Below are 22,377 nucleotides of genomic sequence, written 5' to 3'. Positions count from 1 at the left end.
CACTCAGACGCCGTGCGGCAGCCGCACGTACACCACCGTCGTCTCGACACCGCTGTCGACCAGCCGGCCCTGCGCGTCGAACGCGCCCGCGCCGTCGGTCATCCCGAAGTCGTTGTCGTTGATCAGGGCGAGCGTGTCGTGATCCACGCGCGCGACGCCCTCGATCTTCCCCGGCACACCGGTGACCTTGCCCAGGTCGACGACCAGCCGCTTGTCGAGCACCGGGACACCGGCGGCCGTCGGATCGTCGAGCTGCTCCAGGGAGGGTGAGGTCGTGTCGTCGTCGTAGGGGCCGCCGAGGATGTTCGCCTTGCGCCCCAGCTTCACCAGCTGCAGCCGCGCGGCCTTGTCCGTGCGCTCCTCGACCAGCAGCCGGTCCCCGCCGACGGCGACCACCGAGGAGATCTTCAGCTCCGAGGTGTCGTCCTCGCTCGGGTCGACGACGTCGACCGGATCGAAGCGGTAGGCGTACTCGCCGGTGACAGCCTTCCTCTTCGGCGAGAACCGCAGCAGGCGCGTGGTCCGCGATGCCTCGCCCGCGGCCGTGTCGGGCAGCGACAGCGGGCTCTGCAGCGCGATCACCAGATCGCCGCCGGGCAGCTGCGCGAGCCCCTCGAAACCGCGGTTGGTCTTCCGGTGCAGCAGGACGGCGGGCAGCGCCTCCACCACCGGGTAGTCGGCGCCCGTGAGGTTCAGGCCCTTGGGGACATAGCGCGTGAGCACCTCCCCGCGCGCGGAGACGTGCACGAGCGAGGGGCTGTACTCGTCGACCAGCCAGAACGTCCCGTCCGCGGCGCGCACGATGCCCTCGGTATCCAGCCCGTTCGGGTTGTACGACAGCGGGCTCTTCGCGTCGAAGGAGTACGGCGCCTCGTCGCGCCCCTGCTGGTTCGACAGCCCGGTGACGGCCTTCCCGGAGGACGTGGTGACCGGGATCGCGTCCAGAACCTTCACGGTGTCGCCACTCACCCGGATCTTCACGATCGCCGGATCGAAGCCCGGGACGGGAAAGGTCCGGCGCTTGGTGCCGCTGACCTTGATCTGTCCGTTGGGCCCCCGGTCGGTCACCGTCCAGAACTCGCCCTTTTTGCCCGCCGGATAGATGTCGCTGCCGATCCCGCCCAGGTCGATGCCGTGGTCGTCGCCCACCGAACCGGGCAGCAGCGCGTTGCTGAACGCCCCCAGCGGAATGTCCCCGAGCGTTGCCGTGCGGACGACATGGGCGTCCTTCTGCGCCGGTGCGCTCACGGCCGGAGCGGCCGTCACGAGGGCGGCGATCACGGCGAGCGGGACGCCCACCGTGACGGGGCGTCGAACGCGGAGCCGACCGGTGGCGTACGGGGACATCGGGCCTCCTCAGGGGCAACTACGGTGACAGCGGCCAGATTTGGCGGCAGGGGAGAACGCGCCGCGAAGGCACGGTGAACGGCATGTGTCCACTGTCCGAGCACACAGGCCTCACTCAAGCGGTGTCGTCCTCTGCAGCCGACTCCACAGAGGCCAGCGCTGTCGCCGGGTCCGGGGACGGCCAGCCGGCCGGTGCCCAGCGACCGCGCTCCTTGCCGTACGGCCACCACCGGCCGTCCCGTCCCAGGCGCAGCTGGACCGGTGAGCCGAGCAGCGTCCCGCGGTTGCCGCTCGCCAGCAACGACGGTTGCTCACCCTCGGCCCAGGCCGACCCAAGAGCGGCACGCGCGCGTGAGAGCGTTTCCCCCGTCACGGCCCACTCCTCCTCCAGCACGGCAAGCGCGGCCGCACCGCCGAGGCCCCACGCGCGCATGGCATGAGTCAACCCCGCCCGGTCACGCCCCCGATCCGGCCGCCAGGCGATCCATGACCTGCTGTTCCGGCGTCCCCATGGCAAGGCGTACCGCGTCCTGAGCCATCGTCAACTCGGCTTCGGCATCGGCGGATTCGGGGGCGAGCGCCTCGGCCGGCAACCGGTGGGCCTCCACGGCGGTGCGGGCGGCCAGGTACCGGACGGCGCCCGGATCCACGCCGGTGCTGACCGCACTCTTCAAATTCGACCACCGCTTCGGAGCCGCCGAGAGGACAGCATTCGGCCGGCCTTCGACACGAGCCGACGGGACGGCTCACCGCGCTCCCGACATGCCGAGGTGTCGTCAACCCCCCTACGCCACACGGGCTGCCCCCCGCCCGTACATGGGGGGCCGCCTCATGGTCGCGGAAGCAGTCCTCTACGTACGTTTCCTCAGGTCAGCCCGTTGCCGAGGGAGCCGGAGACCCGACATGCCCGAGCCCACCACAGCCGTTGCCGAACCACTGCCCAAGGCGCGGGACGCGCCGACCGGAAGCGAGTTCGCACCCCTCCTGCGCACGGTCAAGGAGCAGGGACTTCTGCAACGGCGCCTGGGCTGGTACGCGCTCGGCATCGCCGTCAACGCGCTGGCGCTGGCCGGAGTCGTCACGGGCGTCGTCCTCGCCGGCGACACCTGGTGGTCGCTGCTGCTGGCCCCGCTGCTCGCCCTGTTCTCCGCCCGCACGGCCTTCTTGGGCCACGACGCCGGCCACTACCAGATCACCGGCGACAGAAGGGCCGCCCGTGCGATCGGACTGATCCACGGCAACCTGCTGCTGGGCATGAGCTACGCCTGGTGGAACGACAAACACAACCGTCACCACGCCAACCCCAACCACATCGACAAGGATCCGGACGTCGTCGCCGACGTCCTCGTCTTCACCCGAGAGCAGGCCAGGGACCGATCCGGTTTCCGGCGCCGGCTGACCCGCAACCAGGCCTGGCTCTTCTTCCCGCTCACGCTTCTCGAAGGCGTCGCTCTGAAGGTGCACGGCTTCCGGTATCTGCGCCGGCAACCCGCCGGCCGGGCCGCCGTGGAAGGCGCCCTCCTCGCTCTGCACGTCGCCGGTTACGCGACACTGCTGCTGACCTCCCTGTCGCCGGGCAAGGCACTCGCGTTCGCCGCCCTTCACCAGGCGCTGTTCGGCCTGCACCTCGGGATGGCTTTCGCCCCCAATCACAAGGGCATGGAGATGCCCGACCCGCACGGCGAGCGCTGGGGCCATCTGCGCCGGCAGGTGCTCACCTCACGCAACGTCCGCGGCGGCCCCCTGACCGACTGGTTTCTCGGTGGCCTCAACTACCAGATCGAGCACCATCTCTTCCCCAGCATGCCCCGGCCCCATTTGCGCCTTGCCCGGCCTCTGGTGCGGGCGCGCTGCCGGGAGTTGGGTATTCCCTATGCGGAGACCGGGCTCGTCGACTCCTATCGGCAGGCCCTGCGTCACCTGCACGAGGTCGGGGAGCCCCTCAGGACGTGATGTCCGTGGGGGCTCTCAGGGACGACTCGGGGTCGCGGCTCAGGGACGTCTCAGGGTCGCGACTCGGAACCGCGGGAAGCGCGGGCCCGTTTTCAGGACAGAGAGCGGCAGTGGCCGCGAAGGAGGCGACGTACATGTCGAAGAACGCGAAGATCGCTGTGGGGGGTGTGGCGGTCGGAATCATCCTGCTGTTCTGGCTGCCCTGGTGGGTGTCACTCCTGATAGTCCTGGGAGTCCCGGCCGCCGCCTACCTCACCCTGGACCCCTCCCAGCGGCGCAGGCTGCGCCGCGTCACCCGCAAGGAGCTCCGTCGCTGAGGCACTACCGCGCGAGAGTGCCCCGGTCGTCCAGTGCGCATGAGTCGACCACATCGCCGCTCGTGGGCCGCGCGACGGTGTGGTCCGCGGGCGGCCGTACGCCCTCCTCCACCCAGGCGACCAGCGCGTCGAACGCCGACCGGTAGCACGGCAGGATCGGCCGCAGCCGGTCCGAATAGGTGTCGTACAGCCCGTCGACATGCGTGCCGCCCTCGATCGTGTAGGAGCGGTGCAGTGCGCCCCGCCCGCGCGCGTCGACCATGTGCGCGTACACGTCCGAGTCGGCGGCCTTGGGCAACAGGGCGTCCAGGTCCCCGTGCAGAGTGATCAACGGCCTGCCGATGCGCCCGGTCAGCGCCACCCTGGCCACGGCGCGACGGACGGCGGCGGGGCGGGACGCGTAGTCGTAGCGGGCATCGCTCGGACAGGGGGCCAGGATCTGCTCGGCCGTGCCGCCGGCGGACGGACCGGGGCAGCCGGGGTCGTAGGCCGGGTCGAACTCGGCGCGATAGATCTTCTGGGTGACCCCCCAGTAGGCGTTCTCGTGGTAGGGCCACAGGAACTCCGAGCCCCGCGCGAAGCCCACCGCGTACATGTCCTCGTCCCGCGCCGAGCCCAGCATCCGCGCCACCGCGGTGGGCAGCGAGGTCAGCAGGTTCGGACCGTCGGCGGTCCATACGGCGCCCTCCCAGTCCACACCGCCGTCGTACAGCTCCGGATGGTGCTCCAGCTGCCAGCGGGTGAGATAGCCGCCGTTGGAGATGCCGGTGATGTACGTGCGGCGCGGGGCGTGCCCGTAGCGCTGGGCCACCGCACGCCGGGCCGCCCGGGTGAGCTGGGTGGTGCGCGCGTTCCATTCGGCGACGGCGTCGCCTGGCCGGGTGCCGTCGCGATAGAAGTCGGCACCGCTGTTGCCCTTGTCGGTGGCCGCGTACGCGTATCCCCGGGCGATCACCCGGTCGGAGATCGCCGTGTCCGTCGCGTACTGCCGGCGGGTGCCCGGGGCGCCCGTGACCACCAGGCCGCCGTTCCAGTGGTCCGGCAGCCGGATCACGAACTGTGCGTCGTGCTGCCAGCCGTGGGTGTGGTTGAAGTGCGAGGAGTCCGGGAAGTAGCCGTCGATCTGTGTCCCGGGCACCCCGGAGGGGGTGATGGTGCCCTTGGCCGTCAGTCCCGCCTGGTCGGCCATGTCGGTGTATCGCGTGCCGGCCAGCCCGGTCGTCGTGAGGTCCGGCAGACAGGCGCCGCGCTGGAAGGCCGCACCAGGCACCTGGACGCGCTCCTGCCGGGCGCAGTGCCCCGCACCGACGGCCGTGGCCGTGGCGGGAGCCGGCCAGGTCACGGCTGCCGCCAGCAGTGTGGCGGCGGCGAGCGGAACGGCACGGGACGGACGCATGACGGCCTCCAGGGCAGCACGGGAGGAAGGGCGTCCCGGCAGGGCGGGGCGCCTGTGGCTGCCTCATGCTGCGATCCGTGCCGTGCGGCATCCATGGGGTGGGAGCACACGGAACGGAGCCGCAATATGGGTGCTGGAAACAGACGGGCGGCGAATCGTCGTGCGGGTGGGCTCAACTCGGGCGGACGGCCATCTTGTCGAGCGCTTCGAGGAGTCCGGGCAGTTCCGGCCCGCGCCCCACCGGCAGCACCTCGCCGGGCTCCGCGTCCAGCAGCACGAACGCGATGTCGTCGGTCCTGGCCACCAGCGACCAGCCGGGACCGTCGGCCCGCAGGGTGCGTGCGTCGCCCGAGGCGAAGGACGACCGGACCCGCCCGAGCGGCGGCGGCGAGTCCACGTACGCGCGTGCCTCGGCGAGCACACGGCGGATGCCGCTGTGGCCCTTGCCCTTCTCGTCGTCCTCGCTCCGGGCGGCCGTGCCGCTCTCCGCCGCCTTCTCGCCGCCCGCGGAGCCGGCAGCGGTCCCCGTCTCCTCCGCCGTCCCGGCGGCGGCCGGATCCGGGCGGGGGACGAAGTCGGCGTCGTCGATCTGCTCCCGCCACAGAGCCCATTGCAGCGCTATCTCGTCCGCGCCCAGGCGCCGCTGAGCGGGGCCCCAGGTCGCCGTGTCCGGCGGCGACAGCGGCGGACCGTCCGCTGTCTCGGGATCCGGATCATGTGGTGCGGGCACGCCGGGGGCCGCTACGGCGACCGCCAGGGGCCAGCCCGGCAGGGCGGCGACGACCGAGCGTTCGTCGGGCGACAGGTCGTACTCCATGCCGCAGTCCCACGACGCGATGGCGACGGCGACCAGGGAGACGTCGTCGACGACGACCGTCCACCGGGCGCCGTCGCCGTCCTGGCCCAACACCAGGCCGTAGCCGTCGGCGAGCGGCGCGAGGCCGAGCGCCGCGCAGGCCTCCGGATAGTCGTCGCCCAGCACGCTCGGAAACTTCGCCGGCGTCAGCAGCACCGCCGTGAGCACATAGAGCGCCTCGTCCGCGGCGGCGACGGCGTCTTCGTCCGTCCCGGCCATCCCAGCCTCCCCATCGGTTCGTCCAACGGCGCGCACCCTAATGCGCGTGGAAGCTCCTTGTCACGACTGGCAAGCCCACCCGGAGCTGCTGTTTTCCGGCTGGACGGGGCGAATCGACCATCCGTCGTGGGGCGCGTCAGGCCGCCGGAAGCCCCAGCAGCGTACGCGCCACGGTCCACGGCGACTCGTCGCGCTCCCGCGCCAGCGCGATGACGGCCCTGCACGCCAGCTCGTTGACCCCGAAGGACAGCGCCTCCGGCGACACCCAGCCGGCCGCCTCGTCGATGCGATCCTGGTCGTCCTCCGCGCAGGCGGAGACGTACGCGGCGGCCGCTTCGAAAAGATTGTGTGTACGTTTGTCCCGGCCGTGGTTCATCTCCGCCCGCACCGCGGTGAGGAATCTGGCACAGGACTTGCGCACCCTGCCCAACATGCTGACCACCTTCCCCCTGCGTGGTTGTCCTCGCTGATCGTCCATCTCCTGCCATTCAACGTAGAGTTGGAGCTTCGGCGGCAGAAGGGGGACGGCCCGGTGAACCGCTTCGAACGGCTCGAACAGATCCGGCGCCTGGATCCGTACCGGGACGCTTCCGAGATCTACCGGCTCAGCGCGGCGTACGAGTTCCCGTGGACTTCACCCGCTCCCTCGAACTGGCCCTCTACCGCACCTATGCGGTACCCAGCATCGGGCGACTCCTGGCGGAGACGGCGGAGCTGACGGAGCGCTCGCAGAAGCGGTACGACGACACCACGCTGCTCCTGGACGCGGTCGTCGAGCACGGCTTCGCCGGCGAACAGGGCCGCACCGCCATCCGCCGGATCAACCAGATGCACCGCGCCTACGACATCGGCGACGACGACATGCGCTACGTCCTGTGCACCTTCGTCGTCATGCCCAAGCGGTGGATCGACGCCTACGGCTGGCGCCGGCTGTCGCGGCACGAGACCGTGGCCGCCGCCGAGCACTACCGCACCCTGGGGCGGCACATGGGCATCAAGGACATCCCCGGGTCCTACGAGGAGTTCGAGGCCTGTCTCGACGCCTACGAGGAGGCCCACTTCGCCTGGGACGAGAACGCGCGCCGTGTCTCGGACGCCACCCTGGCCCTGATGGCCTCCTGGTACCCGCGTCCCCTCGCACCCCTCCTGCGCACCGTCACGCTCTCCCTGCTCGACGACCACCTCCTGCGGGCCTTCCGCTACCCGCCTCCGAGCGCCGTTACGCGCGCGTGCGTACGTCGTGCGATACGCGCGCGTGGCCGCCTCGTCCGGCTGCTGCCGCCGCGCAGGGCACCCCACTACGCGCGCCAGAACCGGGAGGTCAGGGGGCTACCCGAACGGCTACGAGCTGGGCCGGTTGGGCACGCGCCCCGTTCCCGGCCTCGGAGGATGCCCGGTGCGACGCCAGGAAGGGGCATCCGCCGAGTGAGGCGATGGTCTCCCGCAGCCGCCTGAGCTCGGCCCGCGAGGTGGCCCGGGCGATGGTCAGCAGGCCACGCCGGAAGGGATCGGGCAGTTCCTCGGTGCGCAGCGGCCGGTCACCTTCGTAGAAGAAGCTCGCCGGCTCCTCCAGGAAGGCCGGCCGACGCCGCGCACGGCCGACTGGCCGGGGGCGTCGTCGAGGTGGCGCAGGAAGGCGAGCACGGTGAACCACCGGCTCTCGTCGGTGCTGCCGCGCTGGTCCGGCTCGGCGAGGCGTCGACGCAGTTCTTGCCGGCCCTCTTCGGTGAGGGTCAGGACGTGCCGGGGCGCGCGACGGCACCGGGCTCCGTCGCGCGGGCCAACACGCCGGCCCTCTCCCCGCGCTTGATCGCCGGACAGAGCGTGCTCTCGGCGACGGGGTGCGGCCAGAACTACGTGATCGACAAGGCGCCGGCCAGGTGCCCCCGTCGCCGGTTCGACGGCGGGGGAAGTCACATCCGTTGGACGGAGACGCCGGGCGCGGATCCCGCGCGCGTGCACGTGCATGGACTGGGCTCGGTCTCGGCGGTGTACCACGCGCACATCGCTGCCCGGCCCGAACTCGCGGGCCGCGCAGTCTGTTCGTCGACCTTCCCGGGCACGGCATCAGTGACCGCCCGGCCCATTTCGGCTACACGCTCCACAACCACGCCGACGCGCCGGGCGCCGCCCTGGACGCCGCGGGCGTCGGCGGAGCCGAACTCGTCGCCCACGGCATGGGCGGCGCCGTCGCCATCGTGCTGGCGCACCGGCGGCCGGAGCTGGTCTCCCGGCTCGTCCTCAGCGAGGCCGACCCCGACGCCTTCCCGCCGGCCTCCGCGAGCAGCAGCGGCATCGCCTCCTACGAGGAGGAGGAATTCGTCGACGGCGCCCACGCGCGCGTGCTGGAGAGGGTGGGTTCGCTGTGGGCCGCCACCACGCGCCTGGCCGACCCGCCTGCCCTGCACCGCACGACCGTCGCCCTGCGGCACGGATCGACTCCCGTGATGCGCTACATCCTCGAACGGCTGCCGGTCGACCGCGTCGGTCTGCAGGGCGAGCTGAGCGGTGAACAGGCGGGCACCGCGTCGTGGCGGCGGTCGCGGGCCGGCTGTGACGGTCAGTCCACGCGTACGGCCAGGGCGAGGAAGCGGCTGTCCTCGTCGACGTACGAGGTCATCCTCCAGCCCGAACCGGCCAGCAGAGGGCCGAGGTTGGGCTCGGCGCGCAGGTCGTCCGGGGTGATCTGCCGGCCCTGGCGGGCCGCGAGCGCGGCGCGGCCGATGGGATGGAACAGCGCGAGCGTGCCGCCGGGACGCGTCACACGCCGCAACTCCCGCAGATTCTCGTCCGGCCGAGGAAGGTGCGCGATCAGTCCCGCGGCGAAAACCGCGTCCAGCGAAGCCGACCGCAGCGGCAGCGCGGACACGTCGGCGAGCAGCAGCCGCCCGTCACGATCCCTGCCGGCCCGTACGGCGGCCTGGAGCATCTCCGGTGTCAGATCGGCTCCTACGACCACCCCCGAGGCCCCCACGGCGGCACGCAGCGGCGTCAGTGCCCTTCCGGTGCCGCAGCCCGCGTCGAGCACCCGGTCGCCCTCGCGCAGCCCGAGCTCGGCCACCGCCGCCGCGTAGGCGGGGCCGTCGTCGGGGAACCTGCTGTCCCAGCCGGCGGCACGGATACCGAAGAACTCCTGGACGTGTGTGTGGTCCTCGCTCATGTTCCGCATGATCTCCCACCGACAGGGATGACGCCGCTGCGCACACGTTCGAGCGCGAGGCGGTCGTTCAGCTACCTCTCTGCGTCATATTCCAACACCTTTCGAAATGTGCCCCCTTTGCGCACCCGCGACGGGGCTACCGTCCCGAGGCCATGGGACACCTGGACCACGCCACCTTCGGCTGGCTGACCCCCGTGCTGTCGTACGTGATGGCCTCCATAGGCGCCGCGCTCGGACTGCGCTGCACCGTCCGCGCCCTCGGCGCCACCGGCCGGTCGCGCCGCAACTGGCTGATCACCGCCGCATCCGCGATCGGCACCGGCATCTGGACCATGCACTTCGTGGCCATGCTCGGTTTCGGCGTGAGCGGCACCGACATCCGCTACGACGTGCCGCTCACCATCGCGAGCCTGCTCGTCGCCGTCCTGGTCGTGTGCGCCGGTGTCTTCGCCGTCGGCTACAGCAGGGACCGCAACCGGGCGCTGTTCCTCGGCGGACTCACGACCGGACTCGGTGTCGCGAGCATGCACTACCTGGGCATGGCGGCGGTTCGGCTGCACGGACACGTCAGCTACGACCCGGCCCTCGTCGGCCTCTCCGTGCTGATCGCCGTCGTGGCGGCGACCGCGGCCCTGTGGGCGGCACTCAACATCAAGTCGCCCGTCGCCGTCACCGTCGCCTCCCTGATCATGGGCGCCGCCGTGAGCAGCATGCACTACACCGGGATGTTCGCGGTGAGCGTCCGGGTCACCCCCTCGAGCCAGCCCCTGCCCGGGGCCACGGCGATGCAGTTCATCTTCCCCCTCGCCGTCGGCCTCGGGTCCTACCTGTTCCTGACCTCCGCCTTCGTCGCGCTGTCACCGACGACGGGGGAGCGCGAGGCCTCCGCCTCGGCGCAACGGCCGGTCGAGAGCGTCCCCGGCTAGTGCCCGATCCGGCGCCCACGGCCCGCCCACGAACCACTCCTGAGCGAGGAGTCCATGCGTACACCCCGTAGGAGCCCCACCACCGGCGCCGAGGCGCCGCCCTCGCCTCCCGTGCGCGGCCGTCGCGCCCACGCGGGACCGCCGGCCGACGAAAGCACGGAGGAACCCCTCGGCGCGGTGCAGCAGGATCCGCCCACGCGCGCGGGGTACTGGCGAATACGACCCCGCACCGTCCGAGCCAAGATCGTCTGCCTGCTGATGGTGCCGGTCGTCTCGCTGCTCGCCCTGTGGGCCTACGCCACCGTCACCACCGCCCAGGACGTCTCCCGGCTGCGTCAGTTGCAACGCGTCGACACCGAGATCCGCTCACCCGTCGGCACGGCCGTCGCCGCGCTGCAGGCCGAACGAACCGCCGCCGTGGGATACGCCTCCGCCCCGTCCACGGGGCAGCGCCGCGACTACAAGAAACTCACCGAGCGCACCGACGAAGCCGTGGCCAGGCTGCGCCTCGGTGACGACCACACCGTCGCCGACAGCACCGAGCTGCCCACCGGAGTGGCCCGCCGGCTGCGGGCCTTCGTCACCGGCGCCGAGCAGCTGCGGGCCCTGCGCGCTCAGGTGCTCGACCGCCGTGCCGACTGGGCTGAAACGTACCGCCAGTACACCAGGACCGTCGCCGACGCCTTCGCCGTGGACGGCGCGCTCACCGGCATCCAGGACGCCGACCTCGGCTCCGACGCGCGCGTACTGCTCGAGTTCTCCCGCGCGGGGGAGTCACTGGCCCAGGAGGACGCGATCCTCGCCGGTGCGCGCCCTGCCGAGGGCCTGAACGGGCAACGGCTGCGTCTGTTCACCGGTGCCGCGCAGACCCGACGCACGCTCACCGAGGCCGCCGTCGCCGACCTCAGCGGCTCCGAGCGCGACGCCTGGCACACTCTCGCCGCCGACAGCGCCTACACCGACCTCGGCGACGCGGAGGACCGGATCGTCGACGGCACCCCGGGCCCGCTGCAGGCGGCGGCACCGGAGGACACCTGGGGCAAGGCACACGCGCGCGTGCAGGACGGCATGCGCATGATCGAGGCCGACGCGGGACACGGAGTCGCCGAGCGCGCCGACCCGTTCACGCGTGGACTGCTCACCCCGGCCGGCGCCGCCGTCCTCTTCGGTCTGGCAGCCGTGGCCGCCTCGCTCGTCATCTCCGTACGCATCGGCCGCGGTCTCGTCGTCGAACTGGTCAGCCTGCGCAACAGCGCCCTGGAGATCGCCCGCCGCAACCTGCCCGAGGCGATGCGCAAGCTGCGGGCCGGCGAGGAGATCGACGTCGAGGCCGAGGCCCCGCCCGGACCACCCGCCGAGGACGAGACCGGACAGGTCGCCGAAGCGCTCGGCACCGTGCACCGCGCCGCCCTGCGGGCCGCCATCGAACGCGCGGAGCTCGCCAGCGGCATCTCCGGGGTGTTCGTCAACCTGGCCCGCCGCAGCCAGATCCTCGTCCACCGCCAGCTCAGCCTCCTGGACAGCATGGAGCGCCGTTCCGACGATCCCAACGAACTCAGCGACCTGTTCCGCCTCGACCACCTCACCACCCGGATGCGGCGCCACGCCGAGAGCCTGATCATCCTCTCCGGCGCCGCGCCCGGCCGGGCCTGGCGCATGCCGGTCTCCCTGACCAACGTGGTGCGCGCGGCCGTGTCCGAGGTCGAGGACTACGCGCGCGTGGAGGTACGCCAGCTCCCCGAGGCGGCCGTCATCGGCGCGGCCGTCGCCGACCTCACCCATCTGCTCGCCGAACTCGTCGAGAACGCCGCCCAGTTCTCGCCGCCCCACACGCGCGTGCGCATCACCGGCGAACCCGTCGGCAACGGCTACGTCGTCGAGGTCGAGGACCGGGGCCTGGGCATGGGCGGCGAGACCCTCGCCGAGGCCAACCGCCGCATCGAACAGTCCGAGGCCCTCGACCTCTTCGACAGCGACCGGCTCGGGCTGTTCGTGGTCAGCCGGCTCGCCGCCCGCCACGGCATCAAGGTGCACCTGCGCACCTCCCCCTACGGAGGCACCACCGCGGTCGTCCTGCTGCCCACCGCCCTCCTGCACGGCGGCGCGGCGGAACGTTCCCCCCGCAGGGCCGCCGCCGAGGCGGAACGCCCCGAGGAACGCGAGTACGCGCGCGTACCCGGCGCCGAACGGCAGGAGTCCGTGCCGGCCCTGGCCGAGCGGCCCGCCCTCGCGGCCCCCGCAGCGGCCGCGGCGGACAGGTCGGCGGAACCCCCACCCCCCGGAGTCACCACCTTGCGCCTGCACCGACCCCAGGACGACGCCGAGGACACCGACGACCTGCCCCGCCGGGTACGGCAGGCCAGCCTCGCCCCGCAACTGCGCGAGCGACGCACCGAGAAACCGGCCACCCAGAACTCCGGCCCCCGCCACGAGGACCAGCGCACCCCCGAGGTCGTGCGCGACCGCATGGCCGCCTACCGCGACGGCTGGGCACGCGGCGGCGGCAGGCAGCCCGGCCGCGGTGCCACACCCGACCACACAGCGCGCAGCGACAGCAGCGAAGGAGATCGCGCATGATCCAGGACCCGAACACGAGGGCAGACATGGGGGTCCCCCCGCTCGAGCGAAGCCGGGAGTGGGGAAAATCCGGCGAACTCGACTGGCTGCTGGACGACCTGGTGCTGCGCGTGACCGAGGTGCGGCACGCGGTGGTCCTGTCCAACGACGGACTCGCCGTGGGCGCGTCCACCGACCTGCGCCGCGAGGACGCCGAACACCTCGCCGCGGTCGCCTCGGGCTTCCACAGCCTGGCCAAGGGGGCGGGACGGCACTTCGGCGCGGGCGGGGTGCGCCAGACCATGGTGGAGATGGACGACGGCTTCCTGTTCGTGGCCGCGGCGGGCGACGGCTCCTGCCTCGCCGTCCTCACCGCCGTGACCGCCGACATCGGCCTGGTCGCCTACGAGATGGCCCGGCTGGTCAAACGGGTCGGCGAGCACTTGTACACGGCGCCGCGCGTGGCCGCGCGGCCCCCCGCCGCCGGTTGACGCGAGAGGCGGTCCGCGCGACATGAGCGACGACAGGACCGGCGCCGGGCAGCAGCAGCCGGGCAGCCAGTGGTACGACGGCGAGGCCGGGCCTCTCGTACGGCCGTACGCCATGACCGGCGGACGCACCAGGCCGGGCCCCACGGGGGTCCGCTTCGACCTGATCGCCCTGGTCACCCTGGACGTCGGCGCCCCCGGCCCCGACGAGGTGGGCGGGCTCGGTCCGGAGCACCGGGCCCTGCTCGACCTGTGCCGCACCGAGACCCAGTCGGTCGCCGAACTCGCCGCGGGAGCCGACCTGCCCGTCGGTGTGGTCCGGGTGCTTCTGGGCGACCTGCTCGAACTCGGCTGCGTCACCGTCAGCCGCCCGGTACCGCCCGCCCAGCTTCCCGACGAACGGATTCTGCGCGAGGTGATCGAGGGGCTGCGCGCGCTGTAGACGACAGTTCACAACCACCCGGGCACGGACGGTCCCGACTTGTGCACCCACCCGGACACCGAACAGGTACCGGTCGGTCGCATCGGGCAAAAAGCGGTCCAATCCCACGGAGAAGGGACGCAGTTGTCATGATGCTGATTTCGACCGATGCCGACCGTTGCCGGCACTCCCGAGAGAAGTGATCCATGGTCTCCGAGCACTCCGACGCCGACGGCGGCGAGACGACCGCGCTGGCGCTGAAGATACTGGTCGCCGGCGGATTCGGCGTGGGCAAGACCACCCTGGTGGGCGCGGTCAGCGAGATCCGGCCGCTGCGCACGGAGGAACTGCTCAGCGAGGCCGGGCAGTGGGTGGACGACACCGACGGCGTGGACCAGAAGGTCACGACCACCGTCGCCATGGACTTCGGCCGCATCACCATCCGTTCCGGCCTGTCGCTCTATCTCTTCGGCACCCCGGGCCAGGACCGCTTCTGGTTCCTGTGGGACGAGCTGTCACAGGGTGCCCTCGGTGCCGTGGTCCTCGCCGACACCCGGCGCCTCGAGGACTGCTTCCCCGCCGTGGACTACTTCGAGCACCGGCACATCCCGTTCGTGGTGGCCGTCAACTGCTTCTCCGGCGCCCGCCGTTACAACGCACAGGACGTCTCACGCGCCCTCGACCTCGACCAGGGGACGCCGGTGGTGCTCTGCGACGCCCGGGACCGCGACTCCGGCAAGGAGGTGCTGATCCGGCTCGTCGAGTACGCCGGGCGGATGCACACCGCCCGGCTGCTGGACTCGGTCGGCTGACCGGACGTCAGCTCGAGACGGCCTTCTCGGCCAGGACCTTGTCGATCGTGACGCGTACGAGGAGTTCGCCCGGCACGCCGTTGCGCGCCCCGAACTCCTCGGCCCGGTCCTCGCCCATGTACCGCGCGCCGATGCGGGTGGCCCAGTACCGCACCTCCTCGAGGTCCTCCGAGATGTGGGCGCGCCCTCGCAGCACGACGAAGTCGTACGGCGGCCGGTCGGCGTCCACGCACAGCGCCGCCCGTCCGTCCCGGGCCAGGTTCCGCCCCTTCACGCTGGTCTTGGCGGTGTTGAACACCAGGTCGTCGCCGTCCAGGACGAACCAGACGGGCGTCACGTGCGGACTCCCGTCGGCCCGGACGGTCGACAGTTTCGCGGTGCGGGTGCCGTCCGAGACGAACGCCCGCCATTCCTCATCGGTCATCTTCTGTGCCATGCCCCTATCCTCCTTGCCCGCGGGCGCGATGGTGGGGAAGGCTGACGGGAGATCCTCCGGCCAGGGGGAGTCGTCACACGGGGAGATCCGGAACATGGCGCAGAACCAGACACTTGGCTGGCTGCTGGACGACCTGACCGAGCGCGTCGAACATGTGCGGCATGCGCTGGTCCTGTCCAACGACGGGCTGGTGACGGGAGCGAGCACGGGACTGCGACGCGAGGACGCCGAGCATCTCGCCGCCGTCTCGTCCGGGCTGCACAGCCTGGCCAAGGGCTCGGGACGCCACTTCGGCGCGGGCAGCGTACGGCAGACCATGGTCGAGTTCGACGACGCGGTGCTGTTCGTCACCGCTGCCGGCACCGGCAGCTGTCTGTGCGTCCTCAGCGCCGCGGAGGCCGACATCGGGCAGATCGCCTACGAGATGACCCTGCTCGTCAACCGCGTCGGCGAACACCTCGACGTGGAGGCCCGACAGCCCGACCGGTCCCCGTTCCCAGACGCCTGACCTGCAGGTTCTCCCTCTCCCGTGGAGTTATCCACAGGCCGGCCACGAGATCCGCCCCAGCGGCTACGGTTTTTTCCGAGGCCGCACGAACGGCGGCGGCCACCTACTCCACGGGGGAGAGATCATGTCGGGCAACATCGTCGCACCATCGACCGCCCAGGCGTACACGCCCAGCCGCGCCGCGCGGGAACTGGGGCTGAAACGAGGCGAGTTCGACCTCGCGGCCGATCTCGGACTCGTCCGTACCGTCCCCGACGAGGGCGGGGGCGGACGGCGCGTCACCCGCGCCGAGATCGACCGGCTGCGTGCCCTGGACGGTTTTCCCGAGACACTGCTGAAACGCGTCGAGGTCGTCGGCACCACGGCGGGCGCGGCTCTGCTGGAGGTCTCCACCGGCAGGTTCACCCGGCTCGCCCGGCTGGGCATGATCGTGCCGGTGCGCTTTTACCTCAACCGCTATCGGGCCGTGGTCTGGCTCTATCTTGCCGACGAACTACGCCAGTTCGCGGCCGACGAGGACAACGCACCGCTCCTGAGCGGCCGAACGCCGGCCGATCTGCGGCAGAAGCTGGAGGAGGGCATCGACGCGCGGCGGCGCAACTGGCGCGGTCGTCGGCTCGGCTTCCTGACCCGGCAGGCCGGGGGCCACCCCTGGGCCAGGGCGGCGGCCGTGGCCTCGATGCTCGACCCCGTCCAGGTCGCGGACATCGTCAAGGACCCGTACGAGCACGCCCACTTGAGCCGGTTCCTGCCCAAGCCCGTGTCCTACGGGACCCCCGGCTCACCCAGCGCGGAGCTCGCCGAGCGGATCCTGAAGGCCGACGAACCGGACGAGATCGGCTGGTTCCGAGCCGACCTCGCGCACGCACTGGACATCGCCCGCACACAGCATCCGGCCCCCCGGCCGCGGCAGACGGCTGCGGAGGAGCCGAGGCCGGCGCCCGCAGCCGCGGAGCAACCGACGCGGGCGGATCCCCGGACGCGGGAGGAACGGATGCACCCGGTACCAGCGGTGGCGGAGCCGGTTCCGCCCGCCGTCGACGCCGGCGACCGCTCCCGGGGGCTGCTCGGCTGGCTGCGCCGCAGAAACTCCTGACCTACAGCGGCCGGAACAGGCCCTCCTGGACCACGGACACCAGCAGGCGTCCCTCCACGTCGTAGATCCGCCCACGGGCCAGGCCCCGGCCGCCCGTCATGATCGGCGACTCCTGGTCGTACAGGAACCACTCGTCCGCGCGGAACGGCCGGTGGAACCACATGGCGTGGTCCAGCGACGCGATGTCGAAGCTCCGCGGACCCCACAGGGGCTGGACCGGGATGCGCACGGCGTCCAGCAGGGTCATGTCGCTGGCGTAGGTCAGCGCGCAGGTGTGCACCACCGGATCGTCGCCCAGGGGTCCGACCGCGCGCATCCACACGGCACTGCGCGGCTCGGCGTCCTTGATCTCCTCCGGGGTCCAGCGCAGACGGTCCACATAGCGGATGTCGAAGGGCTGACGGCGCGCCATGCGCTCCAACTGCTCCGGCAGCGCACCGTGATGCTCCTGGATCTCCTGCACGACCGTCGGCAGGGACTCCGGGTCCGGGACCTTGCGGGCCGGCGGCAGCTGGTGCTCGAAGGGACCTTCCTCAGGCTTGTGAAAGGAGGCGGTGAGATTGAAGATCGTGCGGCCCTGCTGCACGGCGGTGACCCGGCGTGTGGTGAACGACCTGCCGTCCCGGACCCGCTCGACCTGGTACACGATCGGCACGCCCGGCCGGCCCGGGCGCAGGAAGTACGCGTGCAGCGAGTGCACGGGGCGGTCGCCGTCCGTGGTGCGGGCGGCGGCGACCAGCGCCTGGCCCGCCACCTGGCCGCCGAAGACCCGTTGCAGGGACTCGTGGGGGCTCAGGCCACGGAAGATGTTGACCTCGATCTGCTCCAGGTCGAGCAGGTCGACCAGTCTCTCGGCCGGGTTCGTCATGGGTGGGTCGCTCCTTGGCTCACAGCTGTCCGACGTCGGTGACACGGACGATCGCACGGCCCTCCGCGTCGGAGGCCGCGAGGTCGATCTCCGCGCTGATGCCCCAGTCGTGGTCGTCGTTCGGGTCGTCGAAGATCTGCCGGACCCGCCACAGACCGTTCTGCGGTTCCTCCTGGATCACCAGCAGCTTGGGGCCGCGGGCGTCGGGGCCGGTGCCGAGGTCGTCGTACTCGTCCCAGTACTTGTCCATCGCCTCGCCCCACGCCTCCGCGTCCCAGCCGGAGTCGGCGTCCATCTCGCCCAGCTCCTCCACCTGGTCCAGGGCGGCGAGCTCGACGCGGCGGAACAGGGCGTTGCGGACCAGGACGCGGAAGGCACGCGCGTTGGCGGTGACGGGCTTGACCTCGTCCGCCTTCTCCTGGGCCTCCTCGGCGGTCATCTCCTCCGGGTTCGCCAGCTGCTCCCATTCGTCCAGCAGGCTGGAGTCGACCTGGCGGACCATCTCGCCGAGCCACTCGATGAGGTCCTGCAGGTCCTCGGACTTCAGGTCGTCGGGGATGTTGTGGTCGAGGGCCTTGTAGGCGCTGGCGAGGTAGCGCAGCACGATGCCCTCGGTGCGGGCCAGTTCGTAGAAGGACACCAACTCCGTGAAGGACAACGCCCGTTCGTACATGTCGCGGATGACGGACTTCGGCGACAGCGGATGGTCGCCGACCCACGGATGGCTCTTGCGGTACGTGTTGTACGCGTGGAAGAGCAGTTCCTCCAGGGGCTTGGGGTAGCTGATGTCCTGGAGACGCTCCATGCGCTCCTCGTACTCGACGCCGTCCGCCTTCATCGCGGCCACCGCCTCGCCCTTCGCCTTGTTCAGCTGGGCGACGAGGATCTGCCGGGGGTCGTCCAGCGTCGACTCGACGACGGAGACCATGTCCAGGGCGTAGGACGGCGACTCGGGGTCGAGGAGTTCGAACGCGGCGAGCGCGAAGGTGGACAGCGGCTGGTTGAGCGCGAAGTCCTGCTGAAGGTCCACCGTGAGACGGACGATGCGGCCACTGGCGTCCGGCGTGTCGAGCTTTTCGACGATGCCGCCGTCCAGCAGCGAACGGTAGATCGCGATGGCCCGGCGGATGTGCCGCAGCTGCTGCTTGCGCGGCTCGTGGTTGTCCTCCAGCAGATGCCGCATCGCCTCGAAGGCGTTGCCCGGGCGGGCGATCACCGACAGCAGCATCGTGTGCGTCACCCGGAACCGCGAGGTCAGCGGCTCCGGCTCGGAGGCGATGAGCTTCTCGAAGGTGTTCTCCGTCCACCCGACGAAGCCCTCCGGCGCCTTCTTGCGCACGACCTTGCGACGCTTCTTCGGGTCGTCGCCCGCCTTCGCGAGGGCCTTCTCGTTCTCGATGACGTGCTCGGGCGCCTGCGCGACGACGAAGCCCGCCGTGTCGAAGCCCGCCCGTCCGGCCCGGCCCGCGATCTGGTGGAACTCACGTGCCCGCAGCGTGCGCACCCGGCTGCCGTCGTACTTGGTCAGCGCCGTGAACAGCACCGTGCGGATGGGGACGTTGACGCCCACGCCGAGGGTGTCGGTACCGCAGATGACCTTCAGCAGGCCGGCCTGGGCGAGCTTCTCCACCAGTCGCCGGTACTTGGGCAGCATGCCGGCGTGGTGGACGCCGATGCCGTGCCGGACGTAGCGGGAGAGGTTGCGGCCGAACTTGGTGGTGAAGCGGAAGTTGCCGATCAGCTCGGCGATCTGCTCCTTTTCCTCCTTGGAGCACATGTTGATGCTCATCAGCGCCTGCGCCCGCTCCACGGCCTGGGCCTGCGTGAAGTGCACGATGTAGACCGGCGCCTGCCTGGTCTCCAGCAGGTCGGTGAGGGTCTCGGTGAGCGGGGTGAGCCGGTACTCGTAGGAGAGGGGCACTGGGCGGGTGGCCGAGCGGACCACCGACGTGGGGCGGCCGGTGCGGCGCGTGAGGTCCTTCTCGAAGAAGGACACGTCGCCGAGTGTCGCCGACATCAGGATGAACTGCGCCTGGGGGAGTTCCAGGATCGGGATCTGCCAGGCCCAGCCGCGGTCGCCCTCCGCGTAGAAGTGGAACTCGTCCATGACCACCTGGCCGACATCCGCGTCCTTGCCGTCGCGCAGCGCGATCGACGCCAGCACCTCGGCGGTGCAGCAGATGACGGGAGCGTCGGCGTTGACCGACGCGTCGCCGGTCAGCATGCCCACGTTCCCGGTGCCGAACATCTTGCACAGCTCGAAGAACTTCTCCGAGACCAGCGCCTTGATCGGCGCCGTGTAGAAGGTGACCTCGTCGCGGGCCAGCGCGGCGAAGTGGGCACCCGCGGCGATCATGCTCTTGCCGGAGCCGGTGGGTGTCGACACGATCACGTTCGCGCCGGAGACCACCTCGATCAGCGCCTCCTCCTGGTGGGGGTAGAGCGTCAGACCGCGCTCCTGGGCCCACGAGTCGAAGGCTTCGTAGAGGGCGTCGGGGTCGGCGGTCGAAGGAAGCTGATCGATGAGTGTCACGGACCCATCTTGCCTGGCGTCCTCCTCCATAGGGGAATCGGATGCGAGGTCGAAGATCACGACCAGTACGCTGTGTCGCCGACGGAGCGTCAGCGCACCCGGTCAACTGGACAGCGGCACACGAGGAATGGGGCGGGGAACGGCCATGATGGGACCAGCACACTCACTGTCGGGGGCCGCGGCCTGGCTCGGCGTCGGTGCCGCGGCCGCCGCGGCGGGACACCCGATGCCCTGGCCGGTCCTCCTGGTCGGTGCCCTGATCTGCGCCGGAGCGGCCCTCGCCCCGGACCTCGACCACAAAGCGGCCACCATCTCCAGGGCGTTCGGTCCGCTCTCGCGCGGGCTGTGCGAGATCGTCGACAAGCTCTCCTACGCCGTCTACAAGGCGACGAGGAAGCAGGGCGACCCGCGCCGGTCCGGCGGCCACCGCACGCTCACCCACACCTGGCTGTGGGCCGTCCTGATCGGTGGGGGTACGGCGGCCGCGGCCGTGACGGGTGGCCGTTGGGCGGTCCTCGCCATCCTCTTCGTCCACATGGTGCTGGCCATCGAGGGCCTGCTGTGGCGGGCGGCCCGCGGCTCCAGCAGCGATGTCCTGGTGTGGCTGCTGGCGGGGACCAGCGCCTGGATCCTCGCCGGGATACTGGACAAGCCGGGCAACGGCTCGGACTGGCTGTTCACGCAGCCCGGCCAGCAGTACCTGTGGCTGGGGCTGCCGATCGTGCTGGGGGCGATAGTGCACGACATCGGCGACGCGCTGACCGTCTCGGGCTGCCCGATCCTGTGGCCGATCCCGGTGGGCCGCAAGCGCTGGTACCCCGTGGGCCCGCCCAAGGTCATGCGGTTCCGGGCGGGCAGCTGGGTCGAGCTGAAGGTGCTGATGCCGGCGTTCATGCTGCTGGGCGGGGTGGGTTGCGCGGCGGCACTGAACTTCATCTGAGCGGGCCCCGAAAACCGGCGAGCGGGACGCAGAGGAAGCCCTCCTCCCGGGCGCCCTTCGCCCAGGCGTCCTCCGCCCAGCCGGCCGTCCCCCCAGCAGTCGGCCCCCGCTCAGGTCCCCTGGCCCGCGCCCGAGCCGTAGCGGCGTTCGAACTGGGCGATGCGGCCCTCCGAGTCCACGGTGCGGGCCTTGCCGGTGTAGAAGGGGTGGCTCTCCGAGGAGATCTCCACGTCCACCACCGGGTAGGTCTCGCCGTCGTCCCACTCGATGGTCTGGTCGCTGCTCGCGGTGGACCGGGTGAGGAAGGCGTAGCCGGCGGCGCGGTCGCGGAAGACGACGGGGTGGTAGTCGGGGTGCTTGTCCTGCTGCATGCCTGCTCCTTGCCGTCAGCGGTAGAGGTGGATCAGCCGGACAGCGCGTCCTCGTCGACGATGTGCATGGCGGCTTCCTCGGCGGAGGCCGCCGCGCCGTCGATGCCCACGTCGGTGGCGACCAGCGCGCTCTCCTCGTCCTCGTGCGCTCCCTCGTCGGGGGCCACGAGCCGGCCGGAGCGGACCGCGCCGACCTCGTTGTCCAGGAGTTCCCCGTCGGTGCCGTCGCAGTCGCCCAGACCGTCGCCCTCGCTGTCGGTGAGGTCGGGCAGTTCCTCGGCGAGCCGCTGGTCCAGCGTCTCCCCGACCCGGCGTTCGGCGGCCGTCACACCGAGGTGCTCCACGGCCCAGGGCCGCTCCGGAGGGGACCAGCCGCGGTCGAGGGGGTCTTCCACACCGTCGTACTCCAGGGTGTCCTCGGAGTCGAGCAGCCCCGTGTCCTCGCGCTGGTCGTCTCCGTCGGGCTGGTAGACGTCGTCTCCCCATCCGTCGGCGCTGTTCACGGGTACCTCCAGGTGGTGGGGACCGGCCCTCACCACGCCGGGTGTCGCCACCGGGCGCGGAGCACAGGCTGTGCCGGGGACGCGTCCACGGTCCCCGGGCACTCCCCGAGCCGGTGCCGGTATCCAGACTTCCACCCCCGTTCGGCACCGCGCAACGGCACGGGGCGAGGAGGCGCCGGGACCGTGAGGAAGGCCCACGGGCCTACGCGCCGATGGCGGTCGGGTCCGTCCAACGGGCTCGGGCACCGGTGCGCCCCATGGACCCACTCGGTCCCCGCGCCTCCCGGTTCACCCGTGCGCCGGTCCCCGTCGGCCCCCGCGCCGCACTGGCCCACCAAGCGCTGCGGCTCCCGGCCACCTCATCCCGCGCCTCCCGACTCACCTCCGCGCCGCACAGGCCCGCCCGGCCTGCGGCTCCGGGCCCGCCCGGCCCTGCGGCTCCCGGCCACGCGGCCCCGCGCCTCCCGGCTCAACCCTGCGCCGCATAGGCCCGCCTGGCCCTGTGGCTCCGGGTGCACCGGGCCCTGCGGCTCCGGCAGCACCGGGCCCTGCGGCTCCCGGCCACGCGGCCCCGCGCCTCCCGGCTCAACCCTGCGCCGCATAGGCCCGCCTGGCCCTGTGGCTCCGGGTGCACCGGGCCCTGCGGCTCCGGCAGCACCGGGCCCTGCGGC

At 71.6% G+C, this 22,377-nt stretch carries 20 protein-coding genes and 4 pseudogenes; 12 read left to right on the top strand and 12 right to left on the bottom strand.

Features of this window, described 5'->3' with window-relative positions; translation table 11 throughout:
• Positions 1–3: 3 nt before the first annotated feature.
• Together GRC12_RS11090 and GRC12_RS45475 are read right to left on the bottom strand one after the other, a co-directional pair.
• Complete coding sequence (locus tag GRC12_RS11090; protein ID WP_208779030.1) at positions 4–1,347, bottom strand: esterase-like activity of phytase family protein; 1,344 nt, start codon at positions 1,345–1,347, stop codon at positions 4–6.
• 115 nt (positions 1,348–1,462) lie between these two features.
• Positions 1,463–2,000 (bottom strand): annotated as a pseudogene (locus GRC12_RS45475) (SWF or SNF family helicase); the annotation flags it as partial.
• 250 nt (positions 2,001–2,250) lie between these two features.
• Here GRC12_RS45475 and GRC12_RS11075 point away from each other — a divergent pair.
• Both GRC12_RS11075 and GRC12_RS11070 read left to right on the top strand, forming a co-directional pair.
• The gene (locus tag GRC12_RS11075; RefSeq protein WP_208779027.1) at positions 2,251–3,300 is read left to right on the top strand and encodes a fatty acid desaturase family protein; all 1,050 of its coding nucleotides are present in this window, start codon (positions 2,251–2,253) and stop codon (positions 3,298–3,300) included.
• Between the two features lie 134 nt (positions 3,301–3,434).
• Complete coding sequence (locus tag GRC12_RS11070) at positions 3,435–3,617, top strand: hypothetical protein (protein ID WP_208779026.1); 183 nt, start codon at positions 3,435–3,437, stop codon at positions 3,615–3,617.
• A gap of 4 nt (positions 3,618–3,621) precedes the next feature.
• Here the strand turns inward: GRC12_RS11070 and GRC12_RS11065 are convergent, their stop codons facing one another.
• The 3 genes from GRC12_RS11065 to GRC12_RS11055 all read right to left on the bottom strand — a co-directional run bounded on the left by GRC12_RS11065 (position 3,622) and on the right by GRC12_RS11055 (position 6,521).
• Positions 3,622–5,013 carry a tannase/feruloyl esterase family alpha/beta hydrolase gene (locus GRC12_RS11065; protein ID WP_208779025.1) on the bottom strand — a complete coding sequence of 464 codons (1,392 nt, stop codon included), beginning with the start codon at positions 5,011–5,013 and terminating at the stop codon, positions 3,622–3,624.
• A 172-nt stretch (positions 5,014–5,185) separates the two neighbouring features.
• The gene (locus GRC12_RS11060) at positions 5,186–6,088 is read right to left on the bottom strand and encodes a hypothetical protein (RefSeq protein WP_208779024.1); all 903 of its coding nucleotides are present in this window, start codon (positions 6,086–6,088) and stop codon (positions 5,186–5,188) included.
• A gap of 136 nt (positions 6,089–6,224) precedes the next feature.
• Positions 6,225–6,521: a hypothetical protein gene (locus GRC12_RS11055; RefSeq protein WP_208779023.1), complete on the bottom strand. Its 297-nt coding sequence runs from the start codon at positions 6,519–6,521 to the stop codon at positions 6,225–6,227.
• Between the two features lie 99 nt (positions 6,522–6,620).
• On the opposite strand from GRC12_RS11055, the pseudogene GRC12_RS11050 reads away from it, so the two are divergent.
• Positions 6,621–7,517 (top strand): annotated as a pseudogene (locus tag GRC12_RS11050) (oxygenase MpaB family protein).
• Here the strand turns inward: GRC12_RS11050 and GRC12_RS45470 are convergent.
• Positions 7,506–7,929: pseudogene (locus GRC12_RS45470) on the bottom strand (PadR family transcriptional regulator); the annotation flags it as partial. The pseudogenes GRC12_RS11050 and GRC12_RS45470 overlap by 12 nt on opposite strands.
• A gap of 115 nt (positions 7,930–8,044) precedes the next feature.
• Between GRC12_RS45470 and GRC12_RS11045 the strand changes: the two are divergent.
• Positions 8,045–8,610: pseudogene (locus GRC12_RS11045) on the top strand (alpha/beta fold hydrolase); the annotation flags it as partial.
• 38 nt (positions 8,611–8,648) lie between these two features.
• Here the strand turns inward: GRC12_RS11045 and GRC12_RS11040 are convergent.
• Entirely contained in the window at positions 8,649–9,248 is a 600-nt protein-coding gene (locus GRC12_RS11040) for a class I SAM-dependent methyltransferase (protein WP_208779022.1), read from the bottom strand.
• A gap of 152 nt (positions 9,249–9,400) precedes the next feature.
• Here GRC12_RS11040 and GRC12_RS11035 point away from each other — a divergent pair, with 152 nt between their 5' ends.
• The 5 genes from GRC12_RS11035 (at position 9,401) to GRC12_RS11015 (ending at position 14,451) form a co-directional block, all read left to right on the top strand.
• On the top strand, positions 9,401–10,174 hold the full coding sequence (locus GRC12_RS11035; RefSeq protein ID WP_208779021.1) for an MHYT domain-containing protein: 774 nt from the start codon (positions 9,401–9,403) through the stop codon (positions 10,172–10,174).
• A gap of 54 nt (positions 10,175–10,228) precedes the next feature.
• Entirely contained in the window at positions 10,229–12,751 is a 2,523-nt protein-coding gene (locus GRC12_RS11030; RefSeq protein WP_208779020.1) for a sensor histidine kinase, read from the top strand.
• Entirely contained in the window at positions 12,748–13,221 is a 474-nt protein-coding gene (locus GRC12_RS11025; protein ID WP_439959879.1) for a roadblock/LC7 domain-containing protein, read from the top strand. Before GRC12_RS11030 ends, GRC12_RS11025 begins: the two co-directional genes overlap by 4 nt.
• 22 nt (positions 13,222–13,243) lie before the next feature.
• Positions 13,244–13,660, top strand: a complete 417-nt coding sequence (locus tag GRC12_RS11020; RefSeq protein WP_208779019.1) for a DUF742 domain-containing protein — start codon at positions 13,244–13,246, stop codon at positions 13,658–13,660.
• A 185-nt stretch (positions 13,661–13,845) separates the two neighbouring features.
• Positions 13,846–14,451 (top strand): GTP-binding protein, encoded by a 606-nt coding sequence (locus GRC12_RS11015; protein ID WP_208779018.1) that lies wholly within the window; start codon positions 13,846–13,848, stop codon positions 14,449–14,451.
• A 7-nt stretch (positions 14,452–14,458) separates the two neighbouring features.
• Here the strand turns inward: GRC12_RS11015 and GRC12_RS11010 are convergent, their stop codons facing one another.
• Positions 14,459–14,887, bottom strand: coding sequence for a PPOX class F420-dependent oxidoreductase (locus GRC12_RS11010; protein WP_208779017.1), 429 nt, complete (start codon positions 14,885–14,887; stop codon positions 14,459–14,461).
• Positions 14,888–14,981: 94 nt separating this feature from the next.
• Between GRC12_RS11010 and GRC12_RS11005 the strand changes: the two genes are divergently transcribed.
• Positions 14,982–15,395, top strand: coding sequence for a roadblock/LC7 domain-containing protein (locus GRC12_RS11005; protein ID WP_208779016.1), 414 nt, complete (start codon positions 14,982–14,984; stop codon positions 15,393–15,395).
• A gap of 124 nt (positions 15,396–15,519) precedes the next feature.
• Complete coding sequence (locus GRC12_RS11000) at positions 15,520–16,491, top strand: DUF6397 family protein (protein ID WP_208779015.1); 972 nt, start codon at positions 15,520–15,522, stop codon at positions 16,489–16,491.
• Between the two features lies 1 nt (position 16,492).
• Here the strand turns inward: GRC12_RS11000 and GRC12_RS10995 are convergent, their stop codons facing one another.
• The gene (locus GRC12_RS10995) at positions 16,493–17,359 is read right to left on the bottom strand and encodes an acyl-CoA thioesterase (RefSeq protein WP_208779014.1); all 867 of its coding nucleotides are present in this window, start codon (positions 17,357–17,359) and stop codon (positions 16,493–16,495) included.
• A gap of 19 nt (positions 17,360–17,378) precedes the next feature.
• Positions 17,379–19,892 (bottom strand): DEAD/DEAH box helicase, encoded by a 2,514-nt coding sequence (locus GRC12_RS10990; protein WP_208779013.1) that lies wholly within the window; start codon positions 19,890–19,892, stop codon positions 17,379–17,381.
• Between the two features lie 145 nt (positions 19,893–20,037).
• On the opposite strand from GRC12_RS10990, the gene GRC12_RS10985 reads away from it, so the two are divergent.
• Positions 20,038–20,832, top strand: coding sequence for a metal-dependent hydrolase (locus GRC12_RS10985; protein ID WP_208779012.1), 795 nt, complete (start codon positions 20,038–20,040; stop codon positions 20,830–20,832).
• Positions 20,833–20,942: 110 nt separating this feature from the next.
• Here GRC12_RS10985 and GRC12_RS10980 read toward each other — a convergent pair whose 3' ends face one another.
• The gene (locus GRC12_RS10980) at positions 20,943–21,203 is read right to left on the bottom strand and encodes a type B 50S ribosomal protein L31 (RefSeq protein WP_133046901.1); all 261 of its coding nucleotides are present in this window, start codon (positions 21,201–21,203) and stop codon (positions 20,943–20,945) included.
• A 32-nt stretch (positions 21,204–21,235) separates the two neighbouring features.
• Positions 21,236–21,706 carry a DUF5709 domain-containing protein gene (locus tag GRC12_RS10975; protein WP_208779011.1) on the bottom strand — a complete coding sequence of 157 codons (471 nt, stop codon included), beginning with the start codon at positions 21,704–21,706 and terminating at the stop codon, positions 21,236–21,238.
• Positions 21,707–22,377 lie beyond the last annotated feature (671 nt).

Origin of the sequence: Streptomyces griseorubiginosus (assembly GCF_017614965.1) — a bacterium.
GTDB lineage: Bacteria > Actinomycetota > Actinomycetes > Streptomycetales > Streptomycetaceae > Streptomyces > Streptomyces griseorubiginosus_B.
The sequence above is the reverse complement of the archived record's forward strand: the minus strand, read 5'-3'. Positions and strand labels throughout refer to the sequence as shown.